Source organism: Nannocystis pusilla, assembly GCF_020073745.1.
Lineage (GTDB): Bacteria > Myxococcota_A > Polyangia > Nannocystales > Nannocystaceae > Nannocystis > Nannocystis radixulma.
Map to the genome: position 1 here is coordinate 19,497 of NZ_JAIRAU010000016.1, position 25,090 is coordinate 44,586.

Consider the following 25,090-nt stretch of genomic DNA (forward strand, 5'->3'; position numbering starts at 1 on the left):
CGACGAGGTCCTCGCGCGGCCCGTCCCGCCCGGGCATCCTCGAATCGGAGGAGCGGGCGATGCGAGGCACGACGGCGGCGATCGGCATCTTCACCACGGTGCTCGCGGGCGCCTGTCTGTTCCACGACGATCCCACCGGTCCCACGACCTCGACCGGCAGCACCGGCGGCACCACCGACGACATTCCGACCACCGGCGCCGATCAGTGTCCCAACAATTGCCCGTTCCCCGGGCCGTGCCGGCAGATCACCTGCGCCGACGGCGCCTGCGGCCTCGCCGACCTGCCCGCCGGGACAGTCTGGCCCGGCACCGTCGGTGATTGTCGGCAGGACGTCTGCGACGGCGAGGGCGGCCTGCAGAGCCAGCTCGCCGACGACCCGCCGCCGCAGGTGCCCGGCGACTGCCAGCGCTACGTGTGCGACGCCGGCGACATCGTCACCGTGCTCGACGCCTCCGACGTCCCCGACGACGCCAACGATTGCACCGACGACACCTGCGAGGGCGCCACGCCGGTCAACACCCCCAGGCCGATGCACACCGCCTGCGGCCCCGGCCTGAGCCGGTTCTGCCACACCGACGCCGCCTGTCGCCCGTGCAAGCAGGTCACCGACGCCTGCGAGGATTACGGCGCCGAGCCGCACGACAATCAGGAGACCGCCCTCAACCTCGGCACGATCAGCGACGACGACGGCGACGGCTCGTTCGCCTGCGGCACGATCAAGGGCGCCAACGACGTCGACTGGTTCACCTTCGCCGGCGACGACGCCTTCCTCAACTACGTCGACCCCGTGCGCAGCCTCGTCACCCAGGACGGCGGCGGCGGGCGGGTCTGCGTCTACCTGCAGTGCAACAGCGGCGGCACCAGCATCAATTGCGGCGGCGCCACCGACGACATCGCCCCGCTGGGCCAGAAAGGCTGCTGCAGCGCCAGCAGCGTGGCCCCCAAGCTCAACTGCGACGGCCTCGACGACAGCGCCAAGATCTGGATCCGCGTCGACACCCCGCAGAACCTCGCCTGCGTGCCGTACCAGCTCGACTATCACTTCTGAGCGCGCACCGACGAGCTCACGGGCCTCGCCGATCCCACACGCCGGATCACACCGGCCGAGTTCGCCGTCATCGACGCGAGCGGCCGGATCGAGCTCGAGTCGAGCGCGGCGGGGGGCCACGCGCACATCGTCTGGAGCGGCTGCGAATGACGGCAGCGTGATCCTGCCGTCATTCGAGAACGACGCGCGGCGGGGCCCGGCCACCACGGCGCACCTCACTGCGATCGAAACTCGGCCGCACGAGCGCGCCTCGGCGCACCCGCGCGCCTTGACAACTGTGGGCACAGTTCGGTCTCCTGCCCTCCACCATGCGCGCGCCGAACGCCCCATTGTGCCACCTCCTGCTCACCGCCGCGCTCGCCGCGGCGTGCGGCGACGGCACCGCCGGCAGCACGTCGAGCGCCGGGACCGCAGGCACCACCGACGCCACCACCGACGTGGCCACCACCGACCCGGACACGGCGACGCCGACCACCACCTCGTCCGCCGCCACGACCGTCGAGCCGCCCACCACCTCTGCCACCGCCACCGACGGCACCACGACCGCGGACGCGACCACCGGCGAGACCACCGGCGATCCCGTCGACAGCACCCCCTGCTGGCCGTTCGATGCCCCGCCGCTGAGCGAGCTGCGCGACTCGCCGAAGAAGGTGTTCGCGCACTACTTCTCGCCCTACCCGGTGTCCCTCGACAACAAGGATCCCGCCGAGGACTACTACGCCAAGCACTACCTGCGGCCCGAGGGCGAGGACGGCAAGTTCGCCTACTGCGGCGGCTTCATCAAGGAGCGCCCGCTCCCGCAGCCCCCGCGGCCGCAGGACGTCGACTACGAGCTGGCCAACTTCGAGCAGGAGGTCCGCCGCGCCGTCGCGCTCGGGCTCGACGGCTTCACCTACGACATCCTCAACACCAGCGGGACCCACTGGAACCGCCTGCTCAAGCTGCTCGACGCCAGCAGCAACGCCGACCCCGACTTCCGCATCGTCCTCATGCCCGACATGACCTCGACCTACGAGGGCAGCGACATGGAGGCCCAGGTCGCCTTCGTCGACTCGATCGCCGAGGTCGCCGGGCACCCCGCGGTGTTCCGCGCCGAGGGCGGCGAGCTGCTGCTCGCCCCGTTCGCCGCCGACAAGCGCAGCCCCGCGTGGTGGGCGTCGACGATCGACGCCCTCGCCGCCGAGGGCATCGACGCCGTGCTGTGGCCGGTCTTCGTGTCGCCATGGAGCGCCGCCACCACGAGCTTCCAGGCCGAGCTGCCGCTCCTCGGCACCTCGTCGTGGGGCCCCGCCACGGTCTCCGGCGCGACCGGCTACGCCAGCAACGCCGAGCAGGCCCACGCGCTCGGCGTGAAGTGGATGTCGCCGGTGCGCCCGCAGGACTCGCGGCCGAAGGACCTCATCTTCAGCGAGGCCGGCAACACACAGACGATGCGCCTGCTGTGGGACGCCGCCGTCGAAGGCGACGCCGAATGGGTCCAGCTCATCACCTGGAACGACTACTCCGAGGCCTCCGAGGTCTCGCCGTCGAGCGGCACGCAATGGGCCCTGTTCGACCTGACCGCCTATTACGTCACCTGGTTCAAGACCGGCCAGCAGCCGCCGATCGTCCGCGACGCCCTCTATTATTCACACCGCCTGCAGGCGACCACCGCCATGCCCGATCTCGCGCTGCAGGAGTCGGTCTACGAGCCGGTCAACGGCGGCGCCCCGCTCGACGAGATCGAGCTGCTCGCGTTCTTGACGGCCCCCGCGACCCTCGAGATCGAGGTCGGCGGCGAGGTCGAGACCACCGAGGCCGGGGCCGGGATCCAGTCGTTCCGCGTCCCGCTGGCCGAGGGCACGCCGAGCTTCCGCGTCGTCCGCGACGGCGCCACCGTCGCCGAGGCCGTCAGCGCCTTCCCGATCGACAACACCATCGTCTATCAGGACATGCTCTACCGCTCGGGCGGCAGCCTGCCCTGCGACCGCAGCCCGCTCATGCAGTAGCGCTCACTCGTAGCCGTACGGCGTCAGCGCGGCGTCGATGAGGACATTCAGCTTGTTGCCCGGATCGACGCGCACGTCGATCTGGGTGTCGGGCTGGACCCGCGAGATCGCCAGCTTCGACACCAGGCTCGTGACCTGCACGCGATAGGGCTCCTGCCCCGGGAGCGTCACCTCGAGGTCGAAGTCGATGTTGGGGTGACCATTGATGGCGCCGCCCTTCGTGCCGATCGTGACGATGCGGGCGCGCCCCGGCGTCCCGCCCTGCCACACGCGCAGCCGCTCGGCGTTGCGGGCCGAGCTCGCGCGCGCCTTGATCGTGATCGCGCCCACGGCGGTGACGACGAACAGCACCACCGCCCCGCCGATCATGAACGTGTTCTTGGTGAAGATCCCCGCCAGCACCAGGACCCAGAAGAGCGTCCCGGGGATGAAGAGGAGCGCGAGCCCGGGGTTCGTGGACGTGCCGGTCATCGCGGCGAGTATCGCACAAACTCCGCGCGTGCATCAGGGCGCCAGCACCAGCACCTTGACCTGGCTCGGCACCACGCGCACGCCCGGGCAGTTGGTCGAGTTCTGCAGCGCCATGCTGGTCACGCGGGTCACCGGCAGGCCGCCGACGAGGCACGTGAAGGCGCCGGTCAAGTGACGCGACGGGCCCATCACCGTGCCCGAGGCGACGCCCGTGGCGAGGCCCGCGTTGTCGCCATTGGTCATCGGGATCGTCGTCGCCATGTTGTGCGCCGGGGCGCACATGAACAGCACGTTGTAGACGGCGGGCACGCCCATCGGCCCGGCGGTGATGTTCGGGTACGGGACCGGCACCGGGCCGGCCGGCGAGGGTGTCAGGCAGACATCGGGGAAGCCGGTGTCGACGCCCATCATCTGTGTATTGGCGAACATGATGGCTCCTTTCGTGAGGCTCAGCCGAGGTGGATCTGGCCGCCGTCGATCTTGACCAGCTCGGCGCCGGTGACGAGCGCGTGCTCGGCCCCGATCTGGGCGCTGCACGTCGCGCGGTAGTCGATGGTGCCGGCCTTGACCTGATCGATCTGCTCGACGCTGCGCTGCGAGATCTTGCTGTGCTGGCTGATCCGGTCGGCCAGCGTCTCGACCACCTTGCCGACCACCGTCACCTTGCTCGCGTGGGTGAACAGCGTGCGCAGCACCGACGAGCACTCGTCGAGCACCACCCGCGCGAGCCGGCCGCGCGCGCGCAGCTCGTCGGCCTGCAGCTCGAGCTGCGCCTCGGCGCGGAGCGTCAGCCGGGTCGCCTCGATCCGCAGCTCCGGCGCCCCCGCGACGTCGAGCCGGGCCGCCGCGTCGCCCTCGCGCTCGAGCACCGCCGTCACGAAGCAGCGCTGCTGCCCGGGCGCGCCGGCCTCGACCACGAACCACACGCGATCGCCCACCTCCGGCGCGAGCAGGCAGCTGGCCGCCCGGCGAGCGATCCACGCCTCGCCGTCCGGCTCCTCGCTCAGCGCGATCGACTGCTCGCGCAGCTCGCGGACGATCGCGCTGCCCTGATGCGCGGGCGCGGTCGCGGGGACACGGAGACGCTGGAGATCGTGGACTTGCATTCGCTACTCCTTGGGAGGGGGCATGGTCGGGCGCCAGCCCTGGGCGGCGGCCAGCTCGGGGTCGGTCCCGAGGGTGACGGCGCGGTTCGGGATCTTCGCCCCTTCGTCCTCGACCGCGTGGAGGTTGGCACGGAACATCGACGCACCGGTGAAGTCGGCGCCGGCGACGATCGCCTGCGAGAAGTCGGCGTAGACCAGGTCGGCCCCGCGGAACGTCGCCTCGCGACAATTCGCCCGGTGCAGGATGCACTGATACATCGTCGCCCCGGCGCACTGGGCCCGCTCGAGCCGGGCGTCGACGAAGATCGCCTGCGTGAGCTCGGCCCCCTGCAGATCGGCGCCGCGCAGGTCGGCCTCGACGAACAGCGCGTTCGTCAGGCGCGCCCGCCCCGCCCTGAGCTTCGCCAGCTTCGCCCCCTTGAAGTTGCAGTTGCGCAGATCGGCGCCGCTCAGGTCGCAGCCCTCGAGCGCCGCGTCGGTGAATTGCGTGAACGGGAAGCGCATGCCGTGAAGGCGCATGCCGGACAGCGTGGCCTTGATCAGCGTGCAGCGCTCGAACTCCGCGCCCTCGATCAGCGTCGCCCGCAGATCGGTCGCCAGCAGCGTCACCGAGTCGAGCCGGCACGCCCGCAGGTCGGCGCCCGCCAGCTCGCACTCGAGGAAGGCGCAGCGCACCAGCTTGGCCCCGCCGAGGCGCGCCCGGTCGAGCCGGCACTTGACGAACGACGCCACCCGCAGATCGGTGTCGCCCAGATCGATCTCCGTCGCCACCAGCTCGTGCACCTTGGCGCCGGTCAACGTCGCCTCGCGCAAGCTGGCGGCGACGAGGCTGCACTTGCTCAGCACGGCCTGATGCAGGTTGGCGCCGGCGAGGCTGGCGCCGTCGAGGCGACACTCGGTCAGGCACGCCTCGCGCAGGTCGGCCCCGTCGAGCGCGCTGCCGGAGAAGTCGACCTCGTGGAAGATCGCCCCGCCGAGCTTGACCCCGCGCAGGTCTCGCCGCGACAGATCGATCTTCCGCAGCTCGCGACCCTCATGCACCTGCCGCGCCAGCTCGTCGGCGTCGGCCGGCGGCCGCCACTGCGTCGGGTCGTCCATGCGCAGCGACGTCATCGGCGGCGCTCCTCCCGGGGCTGCTCGACGTGCTTCGGGTGCACGCGGACCTTCGTCATCAGCGCCTGGTCGAGCCGCAGCCTGTCATCGGTGCGCACGCGGGCCATGTCGGCGCCGTGCAGGTTGGCCCCGCGCAGATCGGCGCCGTAGAGGGCCGCGCGGGCCAGGCTCGCGCCCATGAGGTTGGCCGCCAGCAGCTCGGCGCCGCGCAGGTCGGCGACCTCGAAGCGAGCCTCGCGGGCGCTCGCCTGGTAGAGCCGCGCCCCGGCCAGGTCGCACTCGCTGAGGTCCGCGCCGTCGAGCAGCGCCTCGCGCAGGTTGGCCGCCGCGAGCGAGGTGCCGCGCAGGTTGGCCCGCTTCAGCGTGGCGCCCGCGAGCTCGGCCCGGTCGAGGGCGCAGCCGCCGACGAAGCGCGACTGCTCGAGGTTCGCGCCGGCGAACTCGACGCCCTCGGCGTCGCACTCGAGGAACGTGCACGACTGGAGCGCCGCCCGGGCGAACCGGGCCCCGCGCAGCCGCAGCTTGATGAAGCTCGAGCCGGTCAGCCGGGCCCCGCTGAAATCGGCGCTGACGATCGTCATCTCGAGGAAGTTGAGCTTCTCGCCGACCAGGCCGCGCGCGTCGACGCTGCACAGGTGCGCGCCCATCCACGTCGCCCCGGTGGCGCAGGCGCGCTGCAGGTCGGCGCCGTCGAGCCGGGCCTCGGTCAGGATCGCGTCGCGCAGGTCGGCGTCGGCGAGCACGGTGCGCGTCAGCCTGGCCTTGCCGAGGTTCACGCGCTGCAGACAGGCGCCGTCGAGCCGCGCGTCGGTCAGGTCGGCGTGGGCCAGCACCACCCGCGTCAGTTTGCATCCGCGCAAATCGGCGCCCGTCAGGTTCGCGCTCTCGAAAAGCCCGCCCGTCAGGTCGGCGCCGCGCAGGTCCATGCCCGCGAGGTCGGCCCCGGTGAAGTTGAGGGTCGAGAGGTCCTCCTTCTGCTCCAGCGCCAGACGCAGCCGTTCGCGGGTCGGCTCGCGCCACTCCGGCGCCATCGCCGGCGCCGGGTGTTGCACATGCGCCACGAGCCGGTAGCTCTCGCGCATGTTGTGCTCGGTCTCCTGCCACTGCGCGTAGAGGGCCTTGTCGACGATCATGTCCTCGATCTCGTCGACGATGGTGTCGCGGCGCCGGCAGTCGACCGCGATCGCCACCAGCGACGCGTGCATCGCCGCCGCGGTGAACGTCGGCGGCCCGACCTGCTTGGCGTCGATCTCCGCGCGCAGCGACTTGCCGTCGAAGCCCGGGATGTTGGCCGCGTCGGCGTCGCGCTCGGCCTCGGCCAGCTTGGTCGCGTAGGTCGCCTCGTACTCGGCCTGCTTCTTCTTGCAGTCGGCCTGGATCCTGGCGATGAGGTCCGGCAGCTCGTGCAGCTTCGGCGGCGGCGGCTGCGGCGGCGGGATCTCGGGGCCGTGGACGTCGGGATCGAGGCCGTAGCTGGCGACGATGTCGCGCGCCTTCTGCGACTCGGCGACCATGCGCCGGTGCAGGTTCTGCTGGGTCAGGCCCTCGACCTGGCTGAGCTGCTCGTCCTCGTCGGGCGGCTGGTCGGGCAGCAGCGCCAGATCTTCGGGCAGCAGCTCGCCGTCCATCAGCGCCGCCAGCGTGCCCCACTCCGGATCGAGGCGGGCGGCCAGCGTGGTCACGTAGTGCTCGAGCGGCTTGGCGCGCCCCTCGTGCTCGCCTGCGACCAGCAGGTGCACGACGTCGGCGCCGTCCTCCTCGGCCACGTGCACCTGGCCCTGCCACACGAGCACCGCTCGCTCGGCCTCGGGGAAGAACCACAAGGTCTGCAGCGCCAGCTCGACCTCGTCGATCGCCGCGGGCGGCTGCCTCGCCGCCTTCTTCACCGCCGCGAAGCTCGCCCGCGGCTCGCCGGGCGCGTGCGAGCGGCTGATGAACGCGCGGGCGCGGACCTTCGGCAGCGCGCCCGCGACGACCCGGGCCGGGTGCATGTTGTCGAAGCGATACGCCTCTTCGCCGGTCCAGAAGCCCTCGACCTGCTGATCGCGCGCGGCGATGTTGTGAAGGCCCCAGTCGATGTCACGGGCGAAGCCCGGCATCAGGTTCTCGAGCCAGTCCTGATCGTAGGTGCCGGCCAGCGCGGCGCGCTGCGGCCAGGTGATGTCGATCGGCCCGAAGCCGACCGGCTCCGGTCGGTCGCGCGGCGAGCCGATCCGCTGCAGCGGCGACTCGAGGTTCGGCAGCGGCCGCACCTTCGCTCCGCCGACCTCGACCTCGGCGTGGCCCTTGCCGAGCGGGTTGTGCGGGAATTCAGGGCCGCCGAACGCGTGGGCCCAGTCGAGCGGCATCTCGGTGATCGGCGCCGGCGACGTCATGGTCGAGCCGCGCCAGCTGCGATCGCCGAACACCTCGACGGTCTTCTTCGACGCGCCGACCTGCGCCGAGGCCGAGAACCGAGGCCGGGCCGCGCCGCCGGGCGCGTAGGCCTTGCCGATCACCAGGAACTCGCCGCGGCGCTTGGGGATCCCGACATCGAGCGACCCGCCGCCGAGCTGCTTGGCGGCGAACTTCCACATGTCGACCTCGCTCAGCAGGATCGGCGCCGGCGCGGCCAGCCCGATCGGGATGAACGCCAGCACCGACACGCCCATGTAGTAGCGGCGCTCGTGCTCGTAACAGCGGGTGAGCACCCCGAGTTTGCCGGGCTTGACGACGCGCATGGGCTACAGAATCGACAGGAGGCCGAAGGTGTGCAGGCTGGCGTAGCCCTGCATCAGCGCCGCGCCGACGGACTTGACCTCGGCGCCGTCGTGCGAGAACGAGGCGGTCTTGTACTCGATGGCCATGCCGACGTGCTCGAGCTTGATGTTGGTGTGCGCCATCGAGATCCCGATCATCTCGAGCTTGATCCCCGTGATCCCGAGCGCCCACGCGAACGCGTCGCCCTGGCCGCCGCCGAACTTCCAGAAGTCCTGATCGATCGTCTTGGTCCCGCCGGGCGCGATGACGGTGAAGCCGGCCGGGGCGATCATCTTGATCCCGCCGGTCGCGGTCATCGTCACGCCGCCGACCGCGGTCACGTCGTAGGTCGACGGCGTGGTGACGGTGACCCCGCCGGTGATCGTCTGCGACAGCGAGCCGGTGATCGACTCGGTCACGCTGCCGGTGATCGTGCGCGTGACGCTGCCGCCGATCGTCTCGCTCTGGTCGCTTGAGATGTTGCGCGTCTCGCTGGCCGAGAACGTCTCCTCGACCGCGCCGGTGACCGTGCGCGTCTCGGTCCCGTCGATGGTCTCGGTGAAGTTGCCCTTGACGTGCATCGTCCGGTCGGCGCCGACCGTGGTGGACTGGTTGCTGCCGATCGTGATCGTCTCGTCGCAGCCGACATCCTCGGTGTGATTGTTGAGCACCACCTCGTCGAGGTCGCGCTGGGCGTGGAGGAAGATCTGCTCGCCGCCCTTGTTGTCCTCGAAGCGCAGCTCGTTGAAGCCGCCGCCGCCGCGCGACGACTCCGACTTGATCGTCGACTTCGTCTTGTCCTCGGGCAGCGGGTACGGCGGCACGTTCTGGCCGGTGTAGACGCGGCCGGTGATCACCGGTCGGTCGGGGTCGCCCTCGATGAAGTCGATCAGCACCTCGTGGCCGATCCGCGGGATGAACATCGCGCCCCAGCCGTTGCCCGCCCACATCTGGCTGACGCGGACCCAGCACGAGCTGGTCTCGTTGAACGGCTCGTCGCGGTCCCAGTGGAACTGCACCTTCACGCGCCCGTGCTCGTCGGTGTACACGTCCTCGCCCTCGGGCCCGACCACCGTCGCGGTCTGCAGCCCGCGCATCACCGGGCGCGGGGTCGATTGCGCCGGCCGGAACGGCGCGTCGAGCTCGGTGACGGTGAAGCTGTTCTCGTAGTGGAACGCGCCCGACGCGTCCTGCTCGAGCGCCTGCGGCTGCTGCCCGGTGTGCTTGACGTGGAGGATCCGGTACGACGCGTCGAGCTCCATGCGCGGGTGGCCGACCAGCGACAGCGTGTGCCCCGCGGTGAGCCGCGGCGAATCGCTGGTGGCCGAGCCGACCCTTCGGTGGGCCTCGTGGGCCTCCAGCCGCAGCTTGGCCAGCGTCTGCCCCTGGTGCGGCCCCGCCCGGCCCGGGTCCTGATATTCGCCGGGGTATGTATAGACCTCGAGGTCGGTGTGGCGCTTGCCGAGCTTGCGCACCTCCATGGGCTCGCTCGGCTTGTGCAGGTTGTAGTCGCGCAGCGTGACCGCGCCGGGACGGATCCGCTCGCCGAAGCGGAAGCTGTGGATCGCCTCCTGCTGGCTGACCTCGCCGTCGGGCGGCCGGAACCACACGTTCGGGTCGCCCGGGATCGGCGGGTGCGCGCCCGCGTGGTCGGCGAACACGAGCGTGTGCGCGTCCTTGGCGTGCTCGAAGAAGAAGAAGATCCCGTCCTCCTCGAGCAATCGGCACAGGAACGTCAGGTCGTCCTCCTGGTATTGCACGCAGTAGTTGCGCGGCGCGTACGTCTCGATGAGGCTGAACCTGAACCCGTCGCTCTCGATCCCGGCGTCCTTCAACACCTTGCGGGCGATGTCCGGCGTGGTCATGTCCTGGAAGATCCGGCTGTTGCGGCGGAACTGCAGGCGCCACAGCGCCGGCACGATCAGCGCCTCGTACAGCTGCAGCTCGCGGGTGTGACCGACGTAGTCGAACGAGGCGCAGATGCCCGAGAGATAGCGCGGGGTGTCGATGCCCGCGATCTCCAGGGTCATCGGCGCGTCGATCGCCCCGGCGAGGTCGACCTCGGGCCCTGCCAGCTCGACGCTGACCTCGAACAGGCTCGACAATCCCTCCGTGGCGGTGAACCGGACGACGCGGAGCTCCTTGCCCGCCGTCGTCAGCGTAAACAGCGGATGGTTGCCCAGGAGCGCCTTCAGCGTCGACAGGTGACTCATCGTCCTCCCCGGCGAGCACCATACAACGAGCCGGGCCACGCCCGCGAACAATCTCTCGCAGCTGTCTCGCCGGCGATTTTCGCCCGGGCGCCGCTCTCGGCGCAGGCCGGTTCCGAGCGCATCACCGACGCTTGCGCGCAGACTGGACGTCGGCGCCCGATCCGCGGACACGAGCATTCGCCGAGGCCGCGGCGACGACACGCGCCAGGGTCTCCTCGCCACATTTGCGGCACGGCGTCCGCACGACGACCTGCGCGCAATCCCGGCCCCGACCCGGCCCTTGGGCGGCTTCGCCCGCGTCCCTGAACTCGAGTTCGCCGGTGAGTGCACGCGGCCCGCGGGCCGGTCGCCGTCGGCGCATTCGTGGCAGGCCAGAGTGGTGGCGATATCGCAGTCCGACGAATGTCCGGTGGTCCGGCTCGATATGCGGGTCGACGTCGGCCGGGGCCTCGCGCCTGTCCGATCCTCCGTCCCGGGTCCCTGCCGCGGGAGAACCGCGGCTGAGCCGCTCGCGGACCTGGTACGCTGACACGACATGGGCCTCGAGCGCAGGATCCTCGTCATCGCGCTCGCCGTCGGGCTGGCGCTCACGGGGGCGGAGCTTGCGCAGGCGTGCTCGTGCGCGCGCGACAAGATCGGCCCGGGTCGCCTGTACCTCGGGACAGGAGACACGTTGCCGGCAAACGCGCCGGGGATCCCGTGGTCCGGCACGCCGAACATGACCCGTGATCAAGTCCGGGTGACGCGAAAGATCGGTGGCCGCCAGGTCGTCGTGGCGCACGACCTCACCCCCGACGGAGACATCGTGCTGATCGTGCCGCGGACCCGGCTCAAGCCTGGCGACGTGTACACCGTGACGGTGCGTGAAGATCGCTGGCGCGCGATGAAGGAGCTCCGCCCCGCGCTCGAGCGCCAATTCGGCGACGCTATCCCGCCCGCCGAGCTCACCACGACCGTCACGGTGACCGCGAAGACGTTCGTGCTCGCGGACACGACGCTGCGGATCACCGAGCACGTCGAGGGCCCCGTACACAGCCAGTGGGCGGTCTCCGGCGCGTGCAGCAGCCCGGTCGTGGCCGACGCGCTGGCGTTCTCGGTCGACCTGCCGCCGGAGGTCGAGCCGTTCCGCGACTATCTGCTGTACGCGACCTTCGTCGACGATCTCGCGTGGGAACACGCGGCGAACAAGTGCGGGAGCCATGAGCCCGGTCGAACGTGGACGGAGCACCCGGGGACCGACCGGATCTTCAGTGAATGCCCCGCCGAACCGGACGCCGAACACGGGCTCGGCCGCGGCCTCGTGCCCGGGCGACATCGCGTCCAGGTCCGGATCCGTGCACCGGGCGGGCGACACGTCGCTACCGCGAGCGGAGAGTTCGAGCTCGGCTGCGGACGACGCAGCGATCCTCCGGCCCAGCGCCCCTCCCCGCCGGCTCCCGAACCCGACGCGGCGCCGACCGCTCCGCCTCGCTCGGAGCCTCCTCCGCTCGAGAGGAGCGGCTGCGCCGTCGCCGGCGACGCAGCTCCGACGACCCTCGCGGTGTGGGGTCCGCCGGTGATATTCGCATTGGGCCGGAGACTCGCCCGCGAGCGATGAGTCGACGCCGAGTCGCTCGAGCGCGCGCTCGATGCCGTGGAAGCACGTCGGTGCATGTCGTCATGGACATGCTCGTTCGCTCCGGCGTCCCGGCGCGCCCCCAGCCCGCTCAGTCGGGCGTGGGGATCCACAGCTCGACGTTGCGCTGGTCGGGCCCGGTGCCGCGGCCGTCGTTCTCCCAGCCCGTCGTGAAGTCGGCGACGGCGAGGGTGCGGCCCTGCTCGGCGATCGGGTCGCCGTCGGTGACGAGGTCGAACGCCCGCGCCTTGATCGTCAGCGAGCCGTTGTCCTGGTCCCACACCTCGATCATTCGCATCTGCGACGGGAAGTCGTTGAGCGACGGCGTCACCATCTCCCAGTACGGGTGGCCGCCGACGGGCAGCATCGGCTCGGCCATCAGCCGGTGGGTGTGCGCGGCGAGGTGCATGATCACGTTGTCGTAGCCGCCGAGGAACTCGCGCCATTGCTCGGGCGTCAGCGCGTCGTCGAACTTGGTGCCGATCCCGAACTCCTGGCCGTTGCTCAGGCTGCCCGAGCGGTGGTGCGACGTCACGATCACCCACTTGCCGTCGGCCACCGCCTGGTCGAGCGTCGGGCCGATGATGTTCTCGAGGTCGACCGGGCGGATCAGGCCGAGGCTCGCGCCGGTGATCGTCGCCGTGCTGAGGACGAAGAACCGCAGCGGTGTGCCCTCGACGTCGAAGGTGTAGAACGCGCGCCCGAGCTCGACGGCCGCCGCCGTGATCCCGTGGCCGTCGCCGTCGCCGGCCACCAGCGCGACCTGGTCCGGCTCCTCGAGGAACGCCCGCGCCGGGTCGGCCGGGACCGTGCCCTTGACGATCGGCGCGCCCGGCTGGCCGTAGTCGCGGGTGCCGCCGACCGACTCGCCCTCGATCGGCTCGCTCCAGTCGAGGATCGCGAACGTGCCCTGGCGAAGGATGTCGTGGTTGCCGGTCACCCACCGCCACGGCACGTCGAGGCCGACCGGCGCGAAGCGGTCCTTCTGGTCGTTGTCGGGCCCGGGCACCGGATCGTCGTCGATCGCCGAGTCACACTCGACCACCGGCGCCCCGTTCAAGATCCCCATGAACCACTCGAGCTCGTTGCTCTGGGCGTTGTCGGTGTTGTCGCCGCCGAGCAGCACGAAGTCGAGCGGCGTATCGACGTGCAGCGCGTTGATCGTGCGCACGCCGGCGTTGAGCATGTGGCACACGTGGCCCTCCTGCGGGCGGAACGCGCCGCCGGATACCTCGTCGAACCCGGCCAGGCGCGCCGGCGACTCGTCGTCGGCCAGCTGCGTGTCGGCGAGGTGGACGAAGCGCGTGAGCAGCTTCGGCGCCGGCCCGGGCGCCGGCGGCTCCTGATCGTCGAGCGTGCGCGGCAGCACCGGCTCGCCCGGGCCCACCATCACGTCGCCGTAACCCTCCGCCAGCGCCTTCTCGACGTCGGCGGGCACCCGCAGGTCGAGCAGCTTGTCCTCGTCGACCGGGTGCGCCGGCGTGCGCAGCTCCTCGTCGGTCAGCGGCACCGGCCCCGGCAACGGCGGCAGCGGCTCCGGCAGCGGCTCCGTCGTGCTCGTGCTGCTGTCGTCGTCGCCCGTGGTGCTGCTGGTGGTCGGCTCCGGCGGCTCGCCCGTGGTCGACGACGTCGCAGTCGTCGTCGTCGTGTCCGGTGCCTCGCCGGAGGTCTCGCTGTCGGAGCCGCTCGCGGTCGGCGAGTTGCAGGCGGCGAGCACGAGGAGGACAGGGACGAGGCGACCGAAGGACATGCCGCCTCACCATACCGGAGCGGCGGCCGTTCGACGCGGCATGCGAGGGCCGTCACCATCGGCAGGCGGCGCGCGATTTTCGTCACGGTCGATGCATTATCGGGTCCTATCAATGGGCACGTCGCAGTGCCGGCGCTGGAGATCGCGACGGGGCTGCTCTCGCGCAGACCGCCAATGACGCCCCGACGTGGCACCGCCGACCTCGCCGCTCGTGCGCGGCCCGCATGTGAGCCTTCCGTGCCCCAGTTCTGTCTCCTCGGGCCCGGATCCCAGCGTCCCCGTCGAGCCGACGTGTCGACCGGCAAGGTGATCGCCCGGGCACGCGGTGACGAGCACTGCGGCGTCAGGGCGTCAACGATCTTCATGGCGGGGACGCAGGCGCTGTCCGTGAGCATTGCGTCGAGGGGCGGCATCGACCCGTGCGGATGGCCGTGAAATGGTCGTCGGCACGGCAGCGTTTCCAGTGCCTGATCCCCATGGGCATCCGTCGTCCGCAGCTCACAACCGCCTTCGTGCTCGTCGCCATGGCCATCATCACGGCCTGCCCGCACGCCACGCCTGCAACGTCCCATCAGCCAGCGCCCGACGCCGTGGGGTCCGCCGGCATCACGTCGACCAACCCCGGGCCGCCCCATGCCTTCGACGTCTCCGGCAGCTACGATGACGGCGCAGGGTGCCGGCCGCACGGGGACCTCGTCGAATTGAAGGGCGTGATCGTCGTCGAGCCGTTCGGCAAGGGCATCGACGGCGCGCGCCTGGTCGCCGCCGACGGCGAGCGATGGATCCTGAACTACGGGGCGCGCGGCGTATACCGCGAGCTCGACGGCAAGCGGGTGACCGCACGCGGCCGCGCTTGCGACATGCAGGGGGAGGCGATCATGGGCCGCCACTTCGACCCCGCGACGCTCACCGTCGACTGACGCGCACGACAAGTCACATGTCCCGAAGGACAGCGACCGCACGCGTGCTCCGACGAGCGGCGCCCTTCACTGCGGCCCGTCGCCAGTGCGCGTGCCGAACAGCTGGAAGCTCGGAAGTTGCGGCCGCTTCGGCGGGCTGCGGATCTGCGTCGGCGGCTCGGGGTCGGCGTCGTCGCCGCTGAACGTGATCACCTGCGCGGTCGCGCCCGCCTTCGTCGGGACAGGCGCCGCGGGCTCGGCCGCGTCCTCGCGGGTCTCCAGCGTCGTCGCCGGGGGATCCGGCGCGTCCAGGGCCTCCGGTGAGGCGCCGCGATGGGCACAAGCCGCGAGGACGAGGGCGAGGAGGAGCGCGGACCGGGCGGGAGGCATGTCATCGGGCGAACGCGCGGAGGTGGCCGACGATTCGTGCGGTCGAACCCCGGCGGACACGACGCCGGCGAGCCCTGCGCGCGGCCATGCGCACCGGCTCTCCGCAGCGGTCCCCCGGCTATGATCATAGGAGACCATCGACGCCGGCCCACACCGGCGCGCCGACCTCGTCGCGCGCCGGTCCTCGCGTCACGCCGCCGGTCGCCCGTGGAACAGCGCCACGCGATCGAGGATCTCCTCGAACCCGAGGTGGCGCGACGGCGCGGCCACCGTGTAGTGCAGCGCCCCGGTGGCAGGATCGTGCTCGAGCGCCAGCAGGTTGACCTCGCCGTGCTCGTTGACGAGGAACGCCGCCCCGGCGGCGAGGTCGTGGTAGAGCTCGATGCCCTGGGCGCGCATCGGCTCGTTCGGGCTCGTGTGGGTCACGTTCGCCAGCGAGAAGCTGCGGCGGGCCGGCTGGGCGGGCATCTCCGGGTAGCTCGCGGCGGGGGCGCCGCGCAGCACGTGCGACGTGGCCCGGCCGGTGAAGAAGCCGCGCAGGTACGCGTTGGTGAACGTCGCGCCGTCGGGGTCGATGCGGTCGCGCACGGCCAGGAATTGCTCGAGCCGGCTCGGCGCCGCGCCGGTCTTCGCGGCCAGGATCGCGTGCACGTACTCGTCGATACCGGGCACGCTGCCGAGGTCCTTGCCCCAATTGGGCAGGCCGCCCCACTTCTTCCACCCGAGCCCGTGCGCCTCGCTGTAGAACTCGCCGTTGAAGGCGTCGTACGTGGTGGTGAGCGAGCCGTGCGAGTAGCTGAGGTACTCGAAGTAGCAGGTGTGCTGCGACGAGCCGGCCGGCGCGTAGGCCGGCGACAGCGTCGCCTGGCTGTTGCGGACGAAGCGGGCGTGGGCGTTGAGGTTGATCGGGTACGGCATGTCGCCCTCGCTGCCGCTGCGCCACGCCTCCATGCGGTCGACCAATTGATAGAACGCGGCGACGATGTCGGCGAAGCCCTGGTCGCCCTGCATCGGCATCGTGAACTCGAGGTCGAGGAAGTGGCGGAAGTAGTGCTTCTGATAGAGAAACGCGTCGGGCGGGGTGAGCACGACCGGGTCGCTGAAGTGGTTCTTCCACTTCATCGTCCGCAGGGCGAAGCTCGACATCGCCGGCACGACCTTCGGGTGGGCGTCGACGAGCGGGCCGATCGCCCCGCCCGCCAGCGCCAGCACCCCGAACACGTCGTTCCACAGCTCGACGAAGCCGGCGTCGGCGCTGACCGGATCGCTGGTGCGATCGAAGCACATCACCCACAGCGTGTCCTTCTCCGGCCCGGCCGGCACCGGGGTGAGCCAGTGCATCTTGTAGTTGTTGTAGGGGAACCAGAAGATCTCGACGTAATCGTGGCCCTCGATCAGCCGCTGCAGCTTCGACGGATCGGCGCGGTCGAACACGTCGGTGACCGGCACGAACTGATTGGTGACCCGCAGGTTGAACGGCTCGGCCGGCAGCTGGAACACGATCCGCGCCAGCACCCCGAGCGCGCCCTGATTGACCCGCACCACGTTCATCAGCTCGGCCGCGCCGAGCCCGAGGTCCTCGAAGCCGGGCGGGATCGAGTCGGCGGTGAACGACAGCACCCGGCCGTCGGGCGCCACCAGGTCGAGTCCGTACACCAATTCGGCGATCGTCGGCTCCGACCAGCCGGTGCCGTGACAGCCGTTGGCGACGAAGCCGCTCAGCGTGATGTCGGGCGCCGGGCCCTGGGTCGGCAGCGGCGCGCCGAGGCGCTGGGCCAGCTCGGCGAAGTCGCCCTGGCACATCCCGGCCGGCACGCCGATCCGGCGGTACTTGCGGCCGTCGCCGCCGGTCACGAGCTCGTCGGTGACCTCCATGCAATTGCGGCCGCCCGCGCCGAGCGCGTTGCACACGCAGGCGTGCTTGTTGTCGGGCGTCAGCTTGCCGGTGTTGACCGAACAATCGGCGGTGACGATCGCGTCGTTCCACGAATGGCCGCTGCCGCGGGCGCGGACCTGCCGGCGCGCGGCGTGGGCCAGGCGCACGACCTCGCGCAGCTCGGTGAGGCAGCCCGGCTCGGCGTAGGTCGCCGGCGTGAACGTGACGGTGTCCGACCAATTGGTCTGCGGGGTGGCGCGGGTCGCCGCGACGGTGGCGTCGGCGGCCTCGATGTCGTTGCTGGTGCGATCGTCGGTCATGACATGGCCTCCTGCGATCGACTCAGAACCCCGGCCGCCAGACGGTGCGCGGCTCCGTGCTGATCGCGCGTGCCGCCAGCATGCCCGAGGTGGTGGCGGCCTCGACGCAGCCGCAATTGAGATCGGTGCGGGTCCAGTCGCCGCACAGCAGGAGGCCGCGCACCCCCGACTCGGCCTGCCCGAGCCGGAGCGCGGTCGAGCCGGGCTGGCTCAACACGTAGAGGTTCGACGGCTGGACGTCGGCGATCAAATGCTGCCAGGCCAGCCGCGCCGAGCCCTCGAGCGGCTCGCCTTCGACCACGAGGTCGTCGAGGAAGCCGGCGAAGCTGCGCGGCGTGCCCGTGCCGTCGTAGAACGCGAGGTAGTTGTCGCCGAGCCACTGCTGGACCTTGACCACCCACTGGGCCTGGATCCGCTCGGGATAGTCGGGCCCGCAGGCCGGCGGCAGCGGCGGGTGACCGGCCACCGACGCGCCGGTGAAGTACGACAGCAGGTGCGGCTTGACCGTCCGCCACTCCTCGTAGGCGAGCAGCGGCGTGAAATCGCCGTAGCTCGGCTCGGGCTGGGCGTAGCAGGTCAAGAGGCCGCGCTGCGCCCCGCTGAACAGGGCGCCCGCGTTCGGCTTCAGCCACAGCTGGAACGACAGCGTCTGCGTCAGCGCGATCCCGTCGATCATCCGCTTCCACACAGGGTCGGCGTCGGGCCGCGCGGGCTGGGTCAGCGGCGAGTCGATGAGCGGCAGCGCGCCGAGCGGGACGCCGAGCACCACGAGATCGAAGTCCTTGTCGTGCTCGAGCACCACCGGCCTGGCCCTGGTGTTCTCGTCCGCGCGCCAGGCGTTGAAGAAGTCGATGTCGTGGGCCTTGAACCAGTCGCCGTCGACCAATTGATCCCAGTGCGGGTCGAGCGGCCAGTCGTGCAATTCGGGCGGGTTGTTGGCGAGGTCGGGCGTGACGAGCGGCGAATAGGCGCCCGGGCCGCCCTTGACCTCGGCCTGTCGTTGCAGGTGCACGCGCACCAGCCGGCGCTGCTCGCCGCTGCCGTCGAGCTCGAGGCCGGTGACGGTGTGGAAGAAGTTGACCTCGGCGCCGAGCCGCTTGAGCGCCAGGTAGAGCGGCGTCATCATCGTCTGGGCGCAGCTGTACTCGAAGCGGTAGGCCGGGGCGCCGCGGTAGCCGAGGCTCTCGAGCAAGAACCACCGCGTGGCCACGCCCGCGGCCAGGTGGGCCGGGCGGACGTCGGTGTCGAGCAGCGTGCAGGCGTCCTTGTGCGGGTCGGCGTTCTGGTGGGCGAACAGGGTCTCGTAGACCTGATTGATGACCTCCCACGATTCGCCGGCGGCCTCGTGCAGGCCGTTGGCCCGGAGCCACTCGCGGAAGTCGTAGCCGTCGAGCTCGGACAGGTTGCGGATCGGGTGCTTGAGCAGGCCGATGAAGATGGTGAGCATCGTGTCGGCGCCGGTCCACAGGAACCACAAGTAGGTCGACAGCGAGGTGTCGGCGCGCACGCGGGCGGCCAGGTCGTCGCGCACCTTCGCGACCTCGCCGCCGATCGCCGTGTCGAGCCCGCCGAACCCGGTCTCGATCAGCTTCTCCGCCGCGCTCGTGACGAGGCCGACGACGGCGCTGCGCAGCCGGTGCAGCACCGAGGTGTGACCCTCGAGCGCGTCGGCGAGCCCGGCGTGGGCGTCGGACATGGCCTTGAAGTGATCGAGCGTGCGCCGCACCAGCGCCTCGACCGCGCCCAGCAGCGCGTGCGCGCCGGTGCTCCCGCCGGTCGATGTCGACGACGCCGCGGCCGACAGGCTCGGCAGCGGGCAGTACGACCACTCGCCGTTGTGATGCACCATCAGCCCGTTGTACTTCTCCTGGTAGAACGCGCGCTGATACAGCGCGTCGCCGATCTCGGGCGTGGCGAAGCCGTCGTGGTAGGCGTCCTGCACCGTCGTGAAGGCGTTGTGATAGAAGCCGAGGAACGCGTGCAGGCCGTGCTCCTCGACGCGCCAGGCCTTGTCGGGGTTGCGCCACGACTGGCACTTGCCGCCCAGGCGATAGCCGGTGGTGTAGAGCGACACCTCGTAGCGGTCGGTCTGGCGCGCCAGATACAGCGCGGTCGTGCAGGCCGCCGGCCCGCCGCCGAGCACCGCGACCCTGAGCTTGCGCGTCGCCGGCGGCCGCGGGTAGTCGGCCTTGGCGCACGAGCCGGGCAGCGAGATGGCCTGCGGGCAGCGGATCCGGAACGCGCCCAGCTCCGCGTCGACGAGGCTCGGCACGCGGTAGGTGCCCGGCGGGATGCCCGGCGGGGTCAGCGAGGCGCCGATCGTGATGGTCGCGGCGAGCGGCTGAATCGTGGCGCTCGGGTCGTCGGCCTGGAGGATGTTGTTGGCGGCCAGGAACGGCCCGGCGTGCGGCGAGTTGAACGAATTGGGATCGATGATGTGCAGCGCCTGCGAGATCGTCGGCTGCTCGAACAGCTGGCGCACGATCAGGAAGTTGCGCACGTCGGCCGACGACTTGGGCCCGACGCCCGGGACCTCGGTGAACTCGCCGGTCACCGCCGGCGCGCTGCCCCCCTTCGGCGTGACGGTGAACTGCACCTTCGGGGAGCCGTCGCCGACGACGTTGAGCGTGCCCATCTGCTTCTCCCACCCGTACATGTGCACGCCGAGCTCGCACGGCAGCAGCTCGTTGAGATAGAGCCGCGGCATGTAGATGAAGGGGCCGGGATAGCTGGCCTTCGGATCGCTGATCTGCACCCACGGGACGCCGATCAGCAGCTCCTCGTAATCCATGGTGCCGAACCACGCGCGGAAGATCTCGTGCGAGAAGAACAGATAGACCGGGTGCCAGCCCGACGGCACCACCGGCTGCGGCGCCAGCTCGAGCCCGGCCGGCAGCAGCTGCCGCACCGTCTCCGAGGGCAATACGAGCACCGCGACGCGCGCGTCGAGGGTGCCCTGGGCCTGATAACCGCCGAGCGACTTGCCGTTCGCGTCGGTGTGGCCGAACTGCAGCGCCAGCTCGCTGGTCAGCGCCGCGGCGCGCGACTCCGGATCGGTGGTGCCGGGGGACTGAGACAGGGCAATGGCCAATTCACGGGCTCGGCTGAGGTCCTTCATCACGCTGCTCCTGATTGTCGGGGGTGCTCGTCTATGCCCGCCGGACGAAGCCCGGCGCGACCATGTCGGTGAAGCGATCGGGGCGGGCGATCCGGTGCTCGCTCATCCACGCGTCCGCCTTCTGCTGGTGCGCGCGGCCCTCGTCGCCGGCGACGAGCGCGGCCAGGCGCCGGCGCGTCGCCGCCAGATCGGTGCCCATCGCCAGGCGCTCGAAGATGGCGACCGTGCGGCGCAGCTCCGTCACCGCGAGCTCGGTCTTGCCCTCGAGCGCGGCGACGCTGGCGAGCGTGAGGTGGCCGTAGGCGTCGGACATCGGCAGCGGCACGCGGAAGTTGTGCTTCGCGGCCGCGCGCGCGATCTTGAGGAGGGGCGCCGGGTCGCTGGTCTGCGCCGCCAGGGCCAGCGCGTTGGCGGCGCGCGAGCGGTGGAACTCGGCCTTGACGAACGGCACGCGGAAGAACAGCAGCTTCTCGACCAGCGGCGAGTCGATCTCGTTCTGCCGCCACGCGCCCTCGGCGTCGCCGCGGTAGCGCAGCAGCTCGGTCTGCTTGGACGCGCAGTTGAAGAAGTGCGCCTCGAACCGCTTGGGCGCGTGGCGCCGGTAGTGCTCGAGCTGCTCGGTGGCGGCGTCGACCTGGTCCTGGGCGAGGTACACGTAATTGCCGAGCACCCCGCGCGCGAAGCCCTCGACGTACGGGTTGGGCCGCTCGGCGCACTCGCGGAGCAGGCGGAACGCGACGTCGGCCAGCTCGCCGATCCGGCCGAGGTACATCAGCACCGTCATGCGGTGGGCTTCCATCTGGGCGATCTCGTCCATCACCCCGGTGCACTGCTCGCGCAAGATGGCGATGCCCCGCTCGTAGTCGACCAGCGCCTGCTCGAATCGACACAGCATCTGGTGCGTGCCGGCGCGGTACTGTGCCAACATTCCGCGGACGTACGGGCTGGCCTGGACCTCGGCCGAGGCCTCGAGGCTGTCGAAGATCGCGGTCGCCTGGGCGTCGGCGGTGCCGCCCTCCATCAGCGCGCGCACGTAGGCCTCGTAGCCGATCGCCCGCGCGGCCCGCAGCGGATCGCCGCTGTTCAGCGCCAGCCGCAGGTGCCGCGCGTGGAACAGCGCCGAGGCGATGCCGTCGCTGTAGATGAGCCCGCGCGTGACCGTCCAGCAGACGTCGAGCCGCTGGGCGTCGAGCTCGGACAATTGATTGGCGCCGGCCGGCGGCAGCTCGAGCTTGCGCGCGGCCAGCAGGGCGCGCTGCCCGAGCAGCGCGACGATGGTCGAGGCGGTGCCGCGGGTCAGCGACAGGCCGACGCGCGGCAGCAGCTCCTCGAGCACCGCCCTGCCCTCGTCGTGATGCCCCGTCGACAGGAAGTGCGCGGCCGCCAGGCGCAACCACTCGGTCCGCTGCGCCTCGCTGGCGGCGCCGTCGCCCGCGTGCGCGGCGTCGGTGTAGACGCGGGCCGCGGCGTGCAGGCGGCCGGCGTTGGCCAGCGCCTCGGCCAGGCGCGCGCGCGTGTGCGTGGCCGCGGCCGCGTCGATGCCCCCGATCGACAGCGTGGCCCGGAACAGCTCGGCGGCCTGATCGAAGGCCAGCGCGCGCGCGGCGTCCTCGGCGGCGGCGAGGGTGAACCGCGTGGCCCGCTCGGTGTCGTTGGCGGCGCGGAAGTGATGCGCCAGCGTGGCGGTGTCGGCCGAGCCGGAGCGCAGCAGCGCCTCGCCGATCGCCCGGTGGATCGCCGCGAGCTCGGACCCGTGCGATTCGGCGGCCTCCTGCGCCGCGGCCTCGCGCACGCGATCGTGGTAGGTCTCGAGCACGTCGTCCTGCGACGAATCGGCGATCCGGATCAGGTGCTCGGCGCGCAGTCGGGCCAGCGTGCCGCGATCGACCGGCCCGGCGGCGGCGGTGACGATGTCGACCGCGAGCGTGCGCGGCAGCCGGCCGCCGGCCACCGCGAGCACCTCGACCAGGCGCTTGGCCGAGAGCGGCAGGCGCTGCAGGTGCGTGCGCAGCAGGCCGTCGAGGCTGAGACCGGCGCCGTCGAGGCCGCCGTGGGCGAGCGCGTAGCGGACCAGCTCGCCGATGAAGAACGGGCTGCCGCCGGCCTCGCGAGCGACGCGCGCGGCCACCGGATCGTCGACGGGACCGCCGAGCAGGCGCGCCGCGAGGGCGATCGACTGCTCCTCGGACAGCGGCCCGACCACCACGCGGCGCAGCGCCACCTGCTCGCTGGCCTCGAGGCTGCTCCACAAACGCGCCAGCGGGGCGCGCGTCGCCTCGGTGCCCTCGCGGTGGCTGCCGAGCAGCGCGACCGGCGGCGGGTGTTTGCGCAGCAGCACCGACTCGAGCAGGAGCACGCTGTCGAGATCGGCCCATTGCAGATCGTCGAGCGCGAGCACCACCCGGCGCCGGATCGCGATGCGCGTGAGCAGCTCGGCCAGCGAGTCGGCGGCGCGGCGGCGGATCTCGATCGGATCGCAGCCGTCGAGGCGCGCGTCGTCGATCGCGCGGATCGCCGGCACCGTGCGCAGCACCGGGAACAGCCGGGCCAGGGCCGCCAGGTCCTCGCGCCGGCCGATCGCGGTCGCGTCGCCGGCGTCGCTGCTGCACAGGTGCACGCCGAGCGCGTCGATCGCCGAATCGAGGGCCTTGAACGGGATCGACTCGCGCTCCGAGCAGCTGCCGGAGAACGCGACGATGCCGTCCTCGCGGCGGGCGACGTCGAGGACGTGCTCGACCAACGTGGTCTTGCCGAAGCCCGAGGGCCCGCTGACGAACACCGCGCTGGTGCGGCCGGGCTGGACGATGTGGTCGCGCAGCAGCCGGGCCTCCTGCTCGCGCCCGAGCAGGCCCTGGACCGTCAGCTCGATCGCCACCAGGTCGCCGCGACCCAGGCGCGTGAGCACCTGCGCTGCGGTCGGGCGATCGTCCGGCTCGCGCGCCAGCAGGTCGACGCACAGGCGATCGAGGTGCTGCGGCACGCCGGCGCGCCGGCGCGACGGGGGCTCGGGCGCCTCCAGCAATTTGCGCTCGAACACCTCGACCAGCGGGCGACCGGCGTGGCGCGACTCGCCGCTCAGGCACTCCCACAGCACCTCGCCGACGGCGTACCAGTCGGCGGGCGGGCCGGCGTCGTCGGAGCGCACGATCTGCTCCGGCGCCATGTACAGCGGCGTGCCGAGCAGCGCCGAATTCTCGCCGACGTTGTCGAACGAGGCGACCCGGCTCTCGCGCACCAGCCCGAGGTCGAGCACGACCACGCGGCCCGACGCGGTGACCATCACGTTCGACGGCTTGATGTCGCGGTGGACCAGGCCGTGGCGGTGCACGCACGACAGCCCGCAGGCCAGGCCCACCATGCAGTCCTGCAATCGCCGCAGGCCGGCCTCGTCGAGCCCCTCGCCGTCGGGAAGCTCGTCGCGCACCGCGCTCACGAAGTGCGCGCCGCGGAGCAGTTCCATGGTGAAGAACGCCAGCCCCGCGCCGCGCTCGTCGTCGACGTGGACGAGGTCGTAGAGCGCGACGATGTTGGGGTGGACCACCGCCGACAGCGAGCGGAACTCGCGCTTGAAGCGATACAGCCGCTCGGGGCTGGTGCCGCGAATGATCTTCAGCGCCACCGTGGTGCCGTCGGGCGCGCGCGCCTCGAACACCTGGCCCATGCCGCCCATCCCGAGCGGTCGCACCAGCACGTGGCGGCCGATGCTCATCGGCATCGCCGAGGCGACGAACACGTTGGCCGCGTCGTGCGAGGCGGTGCTGTCGAGGTGCGCGGGCAGGCGGGCGCGCCCGCCCGAGCCGATGCTCATGCCCGCGCTCGGCCCGTCGACCGTCTCGGAGTCGACGGTGTCGATGGTGTCGGAGTCGACGGTGGCCGCCAGGCCGAGGTCGCCGCGAGCCGCCGCGCCGCCGCGAGCGTCGCCCGCCTTGGCCTCGGGCGAGTCGCCGCCGTGGACTGCCATGCGGCCCATGCGTACCCCAAGCCGCCAGCCGGCGTCAACGGGACCACTGGTGCGAATCGGCCGCTGCGACGCGTTCCACGCAGGCGTCTGCGGGCAGGCCGAACGGCGGTAGCCGTCACGGCGTCGTCGCGGCCCGCGGCGACGTCTGGCGTCGCGCGAACTCGACGACGGCCTGCGGACCTCGCGGCGCGATCGTGCGCGCCGCTCGCGGGCATCCGTCCGCGCGTATCGAAGCGCGTCGACGAATCACCACAGCCCGTCGCTAGCGGACACCCACCATTCGCCCTTCGACAATTTCATGATTCATCGCCGGGCGCTTGACGGCCGCCGGCACCCATGATAGATCGTCCGCATGTTCCCTCGTCGTTCCGATCGGACCCTGAGTCCTCGATCCCGCAGCGGATTCGGGCGCTCGAGTTCGTCGTCACGATAGCGTGGGCGCCGCGGCGCCGTCACGCGATTGCGACGGCGTGAGCTCGCAG

The 25,090-nt window shown here is 71.5% G+C and carries 15 protein-coding genes; 4 read left to right on the top strand and 11 right to left on the bottom strand.

Going from position 1 to position 25,090, the window contains the following annotated elements; all coding sequences use genetic code 11:
* Positions 1-59: 59 nt before the first annotated feature.
* Both K7C98_RS14495 and K7C98_RS14500 read left to right on the top strand, forming a co-directional pair.
* Positions 60-1,049: a hypothetical protein gene (locus K7C98_RS14495; RefSeq protein ID WP_224192238.1), complete on the top strand. Its 990-nt coding sequence runs from the start codon at positions 60-62 to the stop codon at positions 1,047-1,049.
* Positions 1,050-1,357: 308 nt separating this feature from the next.
* Positions 1,358-3,037, top strand: coding sequence for a glycoside hydrolase family 71 protein (locus K7C98_RS14500; protein WP_224192239.1), 1,680 nt, complete (start codon positions 1,358-1,360; stop codon positions 3,035-3,037).
* A gap of 3 nt (positions 3,038-3,040) precedes the next feature.
* On the opposite strand, the gene K7C98_RS14505 is transcribed toward K7C98_RS14500, so the two are convergent.
* From K7C98_RS14505 to K7C98_RS14530, 6 genes are read right to left on the bottom strand one after another with little or no spacing between them, the layout of a single operon-like run.
* The gene (locus K7C98_RS14505) at positions 3,041-3,508 is read right to left on the bottom strand and encodes a hypothetical protein (RefSeq protein WP_224192240.1); all 468 of its coding nucleotides are present in this window, start codon (positions 3,506-3,508) and stop codon (positions 3,041-3,043) included.
* 33 nt (positions 3,509-3,541) lie between these two features.
* Positions 3,542-3,937 (bottom strand): DUF4150 domain-containing protein, encoded by a 396-nt coding sequence (locus K7C98_RS14510; protein WP_224192241.1) that lies wholly within the window; start codon positions 3,935-3,937, stop codon positions 3,542-3,544.
* Between the two features lie 20 nt (positions 3,938-3,957).
* Positions 3,958-4,614: a DUF3540 domain-containing protein gene (locus K7C98_RS14515; protein WP_224192242.1), complete on the bottom strand. Its 657-nt coding sequence runs from the start codon at positions 4,612-4,614 to the stop codon at positions 3,958-3,960.
* Between the two features lie 3 nt (positions 4,615-4,617).
* The gene (locus K7C98_RS14520) at positions 4,618-5,727 is read right to left on the bottom strand and encodes a pentapeptide repeat-containing protein (RefSeq protein WP_224192243.1); all 1,110 of its coding nucleotides are present in this window, start codon (positions 5,725-5,727) and stop codon (positions 4,618-4,620) included.
* A complete protein-coding gene (locus K7C98_RS14525; RefSeq protein ID WP_224192244.1) occupies positions 5,724-8,447 on the bottom strand; it encodes a DUF2169 family type VI secretion system accessory protein in 2,724 nt (907 codons plus the stop codon). Before K7C98_RS14525 ends, K7C98_RS14520 begins: the two co-directional genes overlap by 4 nt.
* 3 nt (positions 8,448-8,450) lie before the next feature.
* On the bottom strand, positions 8,451-10,679 hold the full coding sequence (locus tag K7C98_RS14530) for a type VI secretion system Vgr family protein (RefSeq protein WP_224192245.1): 2,229 nt from the start codon (positions 10,677-10,679) through the stop codon (positions 8,451-8,453).
* 535 nt (positions 10,680-11,214) lie between these two features.
* On the opposite strand from K7C98_RS14530, the gene K7C98_RS14535 reads away from it, so the two are divergent.
* Positions 11,215-12,276: a hypothetical protein gene (locus tag K7C98_RS14535; RefSeq protein ID WP_224192246.1), complete on the top strand. Its 1,062-nt coding sequence runs from the start codon at positions 11,215-11,217 to the stop codon at positions 12,274-12,276.
* 109 nt (positions 12,277-12,385) lie between these two features.
* Here the strand turns inward: K7C98_RS14535 and K7C98_RS14540 are convergent, their stop codons facing one another.
* On the bottom strand, positions 12,386-14,044 hold the full coding sequence (locus tag K7C98_RS14540; protein WP_224192247.1) for a metallophosphoesterase: 1,659 nt from the start codon (positions 14,042-14,044) through the stop codon (positions 12,386-12,388).
* Between the two features lie 425 nt (positions 14,045-14,469).
* Here K7C98_RS14540 and K7C98_RS14545 point away from each other — a divergent pair, with 425 nt between their 5' ends.
* Positions 14,470-14,964, top strand: coding sequence for a hypothetical protein (locus K7C98_RS14545; protein ID WP_224192248.1), 495 nt, complete (start codon positions 14,470-14,472; stop codon positions 14,962-14,964).
* Positions 14,965-15,030: 66 nt separating this feature from the next.
* Here K7C98_RS14545 and K7C98_RS14550 read toward each other — a convergent pair whose 3' ends face one another.
* From K7C98_RS14550 to K7C98_RS14565, 4 genes are all read right to left on the bottom strand, one after another.
* Positions 15,031-15,333 (bottom strand): hypothetical protein, encoded by a 303-nt coding sequence (locus K7C98_RS14550; RefSeq protein WP_224192249.1) that lies wholly within the window; start codon positions 15,331-15,333, stop codon positions 15,031-15,033.
* Positions 15,334-15,522: 189 nt separating this feature from the next.
* Complete coding sequence (locus tag K7C98_RS14555; RefSeq protein ID WP_224192250.1) at positions 15,523-17,529, bottom strand: D-arabinono-1,4-lactone oxidase; 2,007 nt, start codon at positions 17,527-17,529, stop codon at positions 15,523-15,525.
* A gap of 22 nt (positions 17,530-17,551) precedes the next feature.
* Entirely contained in the window at positions 17,552-20,647 is a 3,096-nt protein-coding gene (locus tag K7C98_RS14560; RefSeq protein ID WP_224192251.1) for an NAD(P)-binding protein, read from the bottom strand.
* Positions 20,648-20,678: 31 nt separating this feature from the next.
* A complete protein-coding gene (locus tag K7C98_RS14565) occupies positions 20,679-24,608 on the bottom strand; it encodes a serine/threonine-protein kinase PknK (RefSeq protein WP_224192252.1) in 3,930 nt (1,309 codons plus the stop codon).
* Positions 24,609-25,090: the final 482 nt, after the last annotated feature.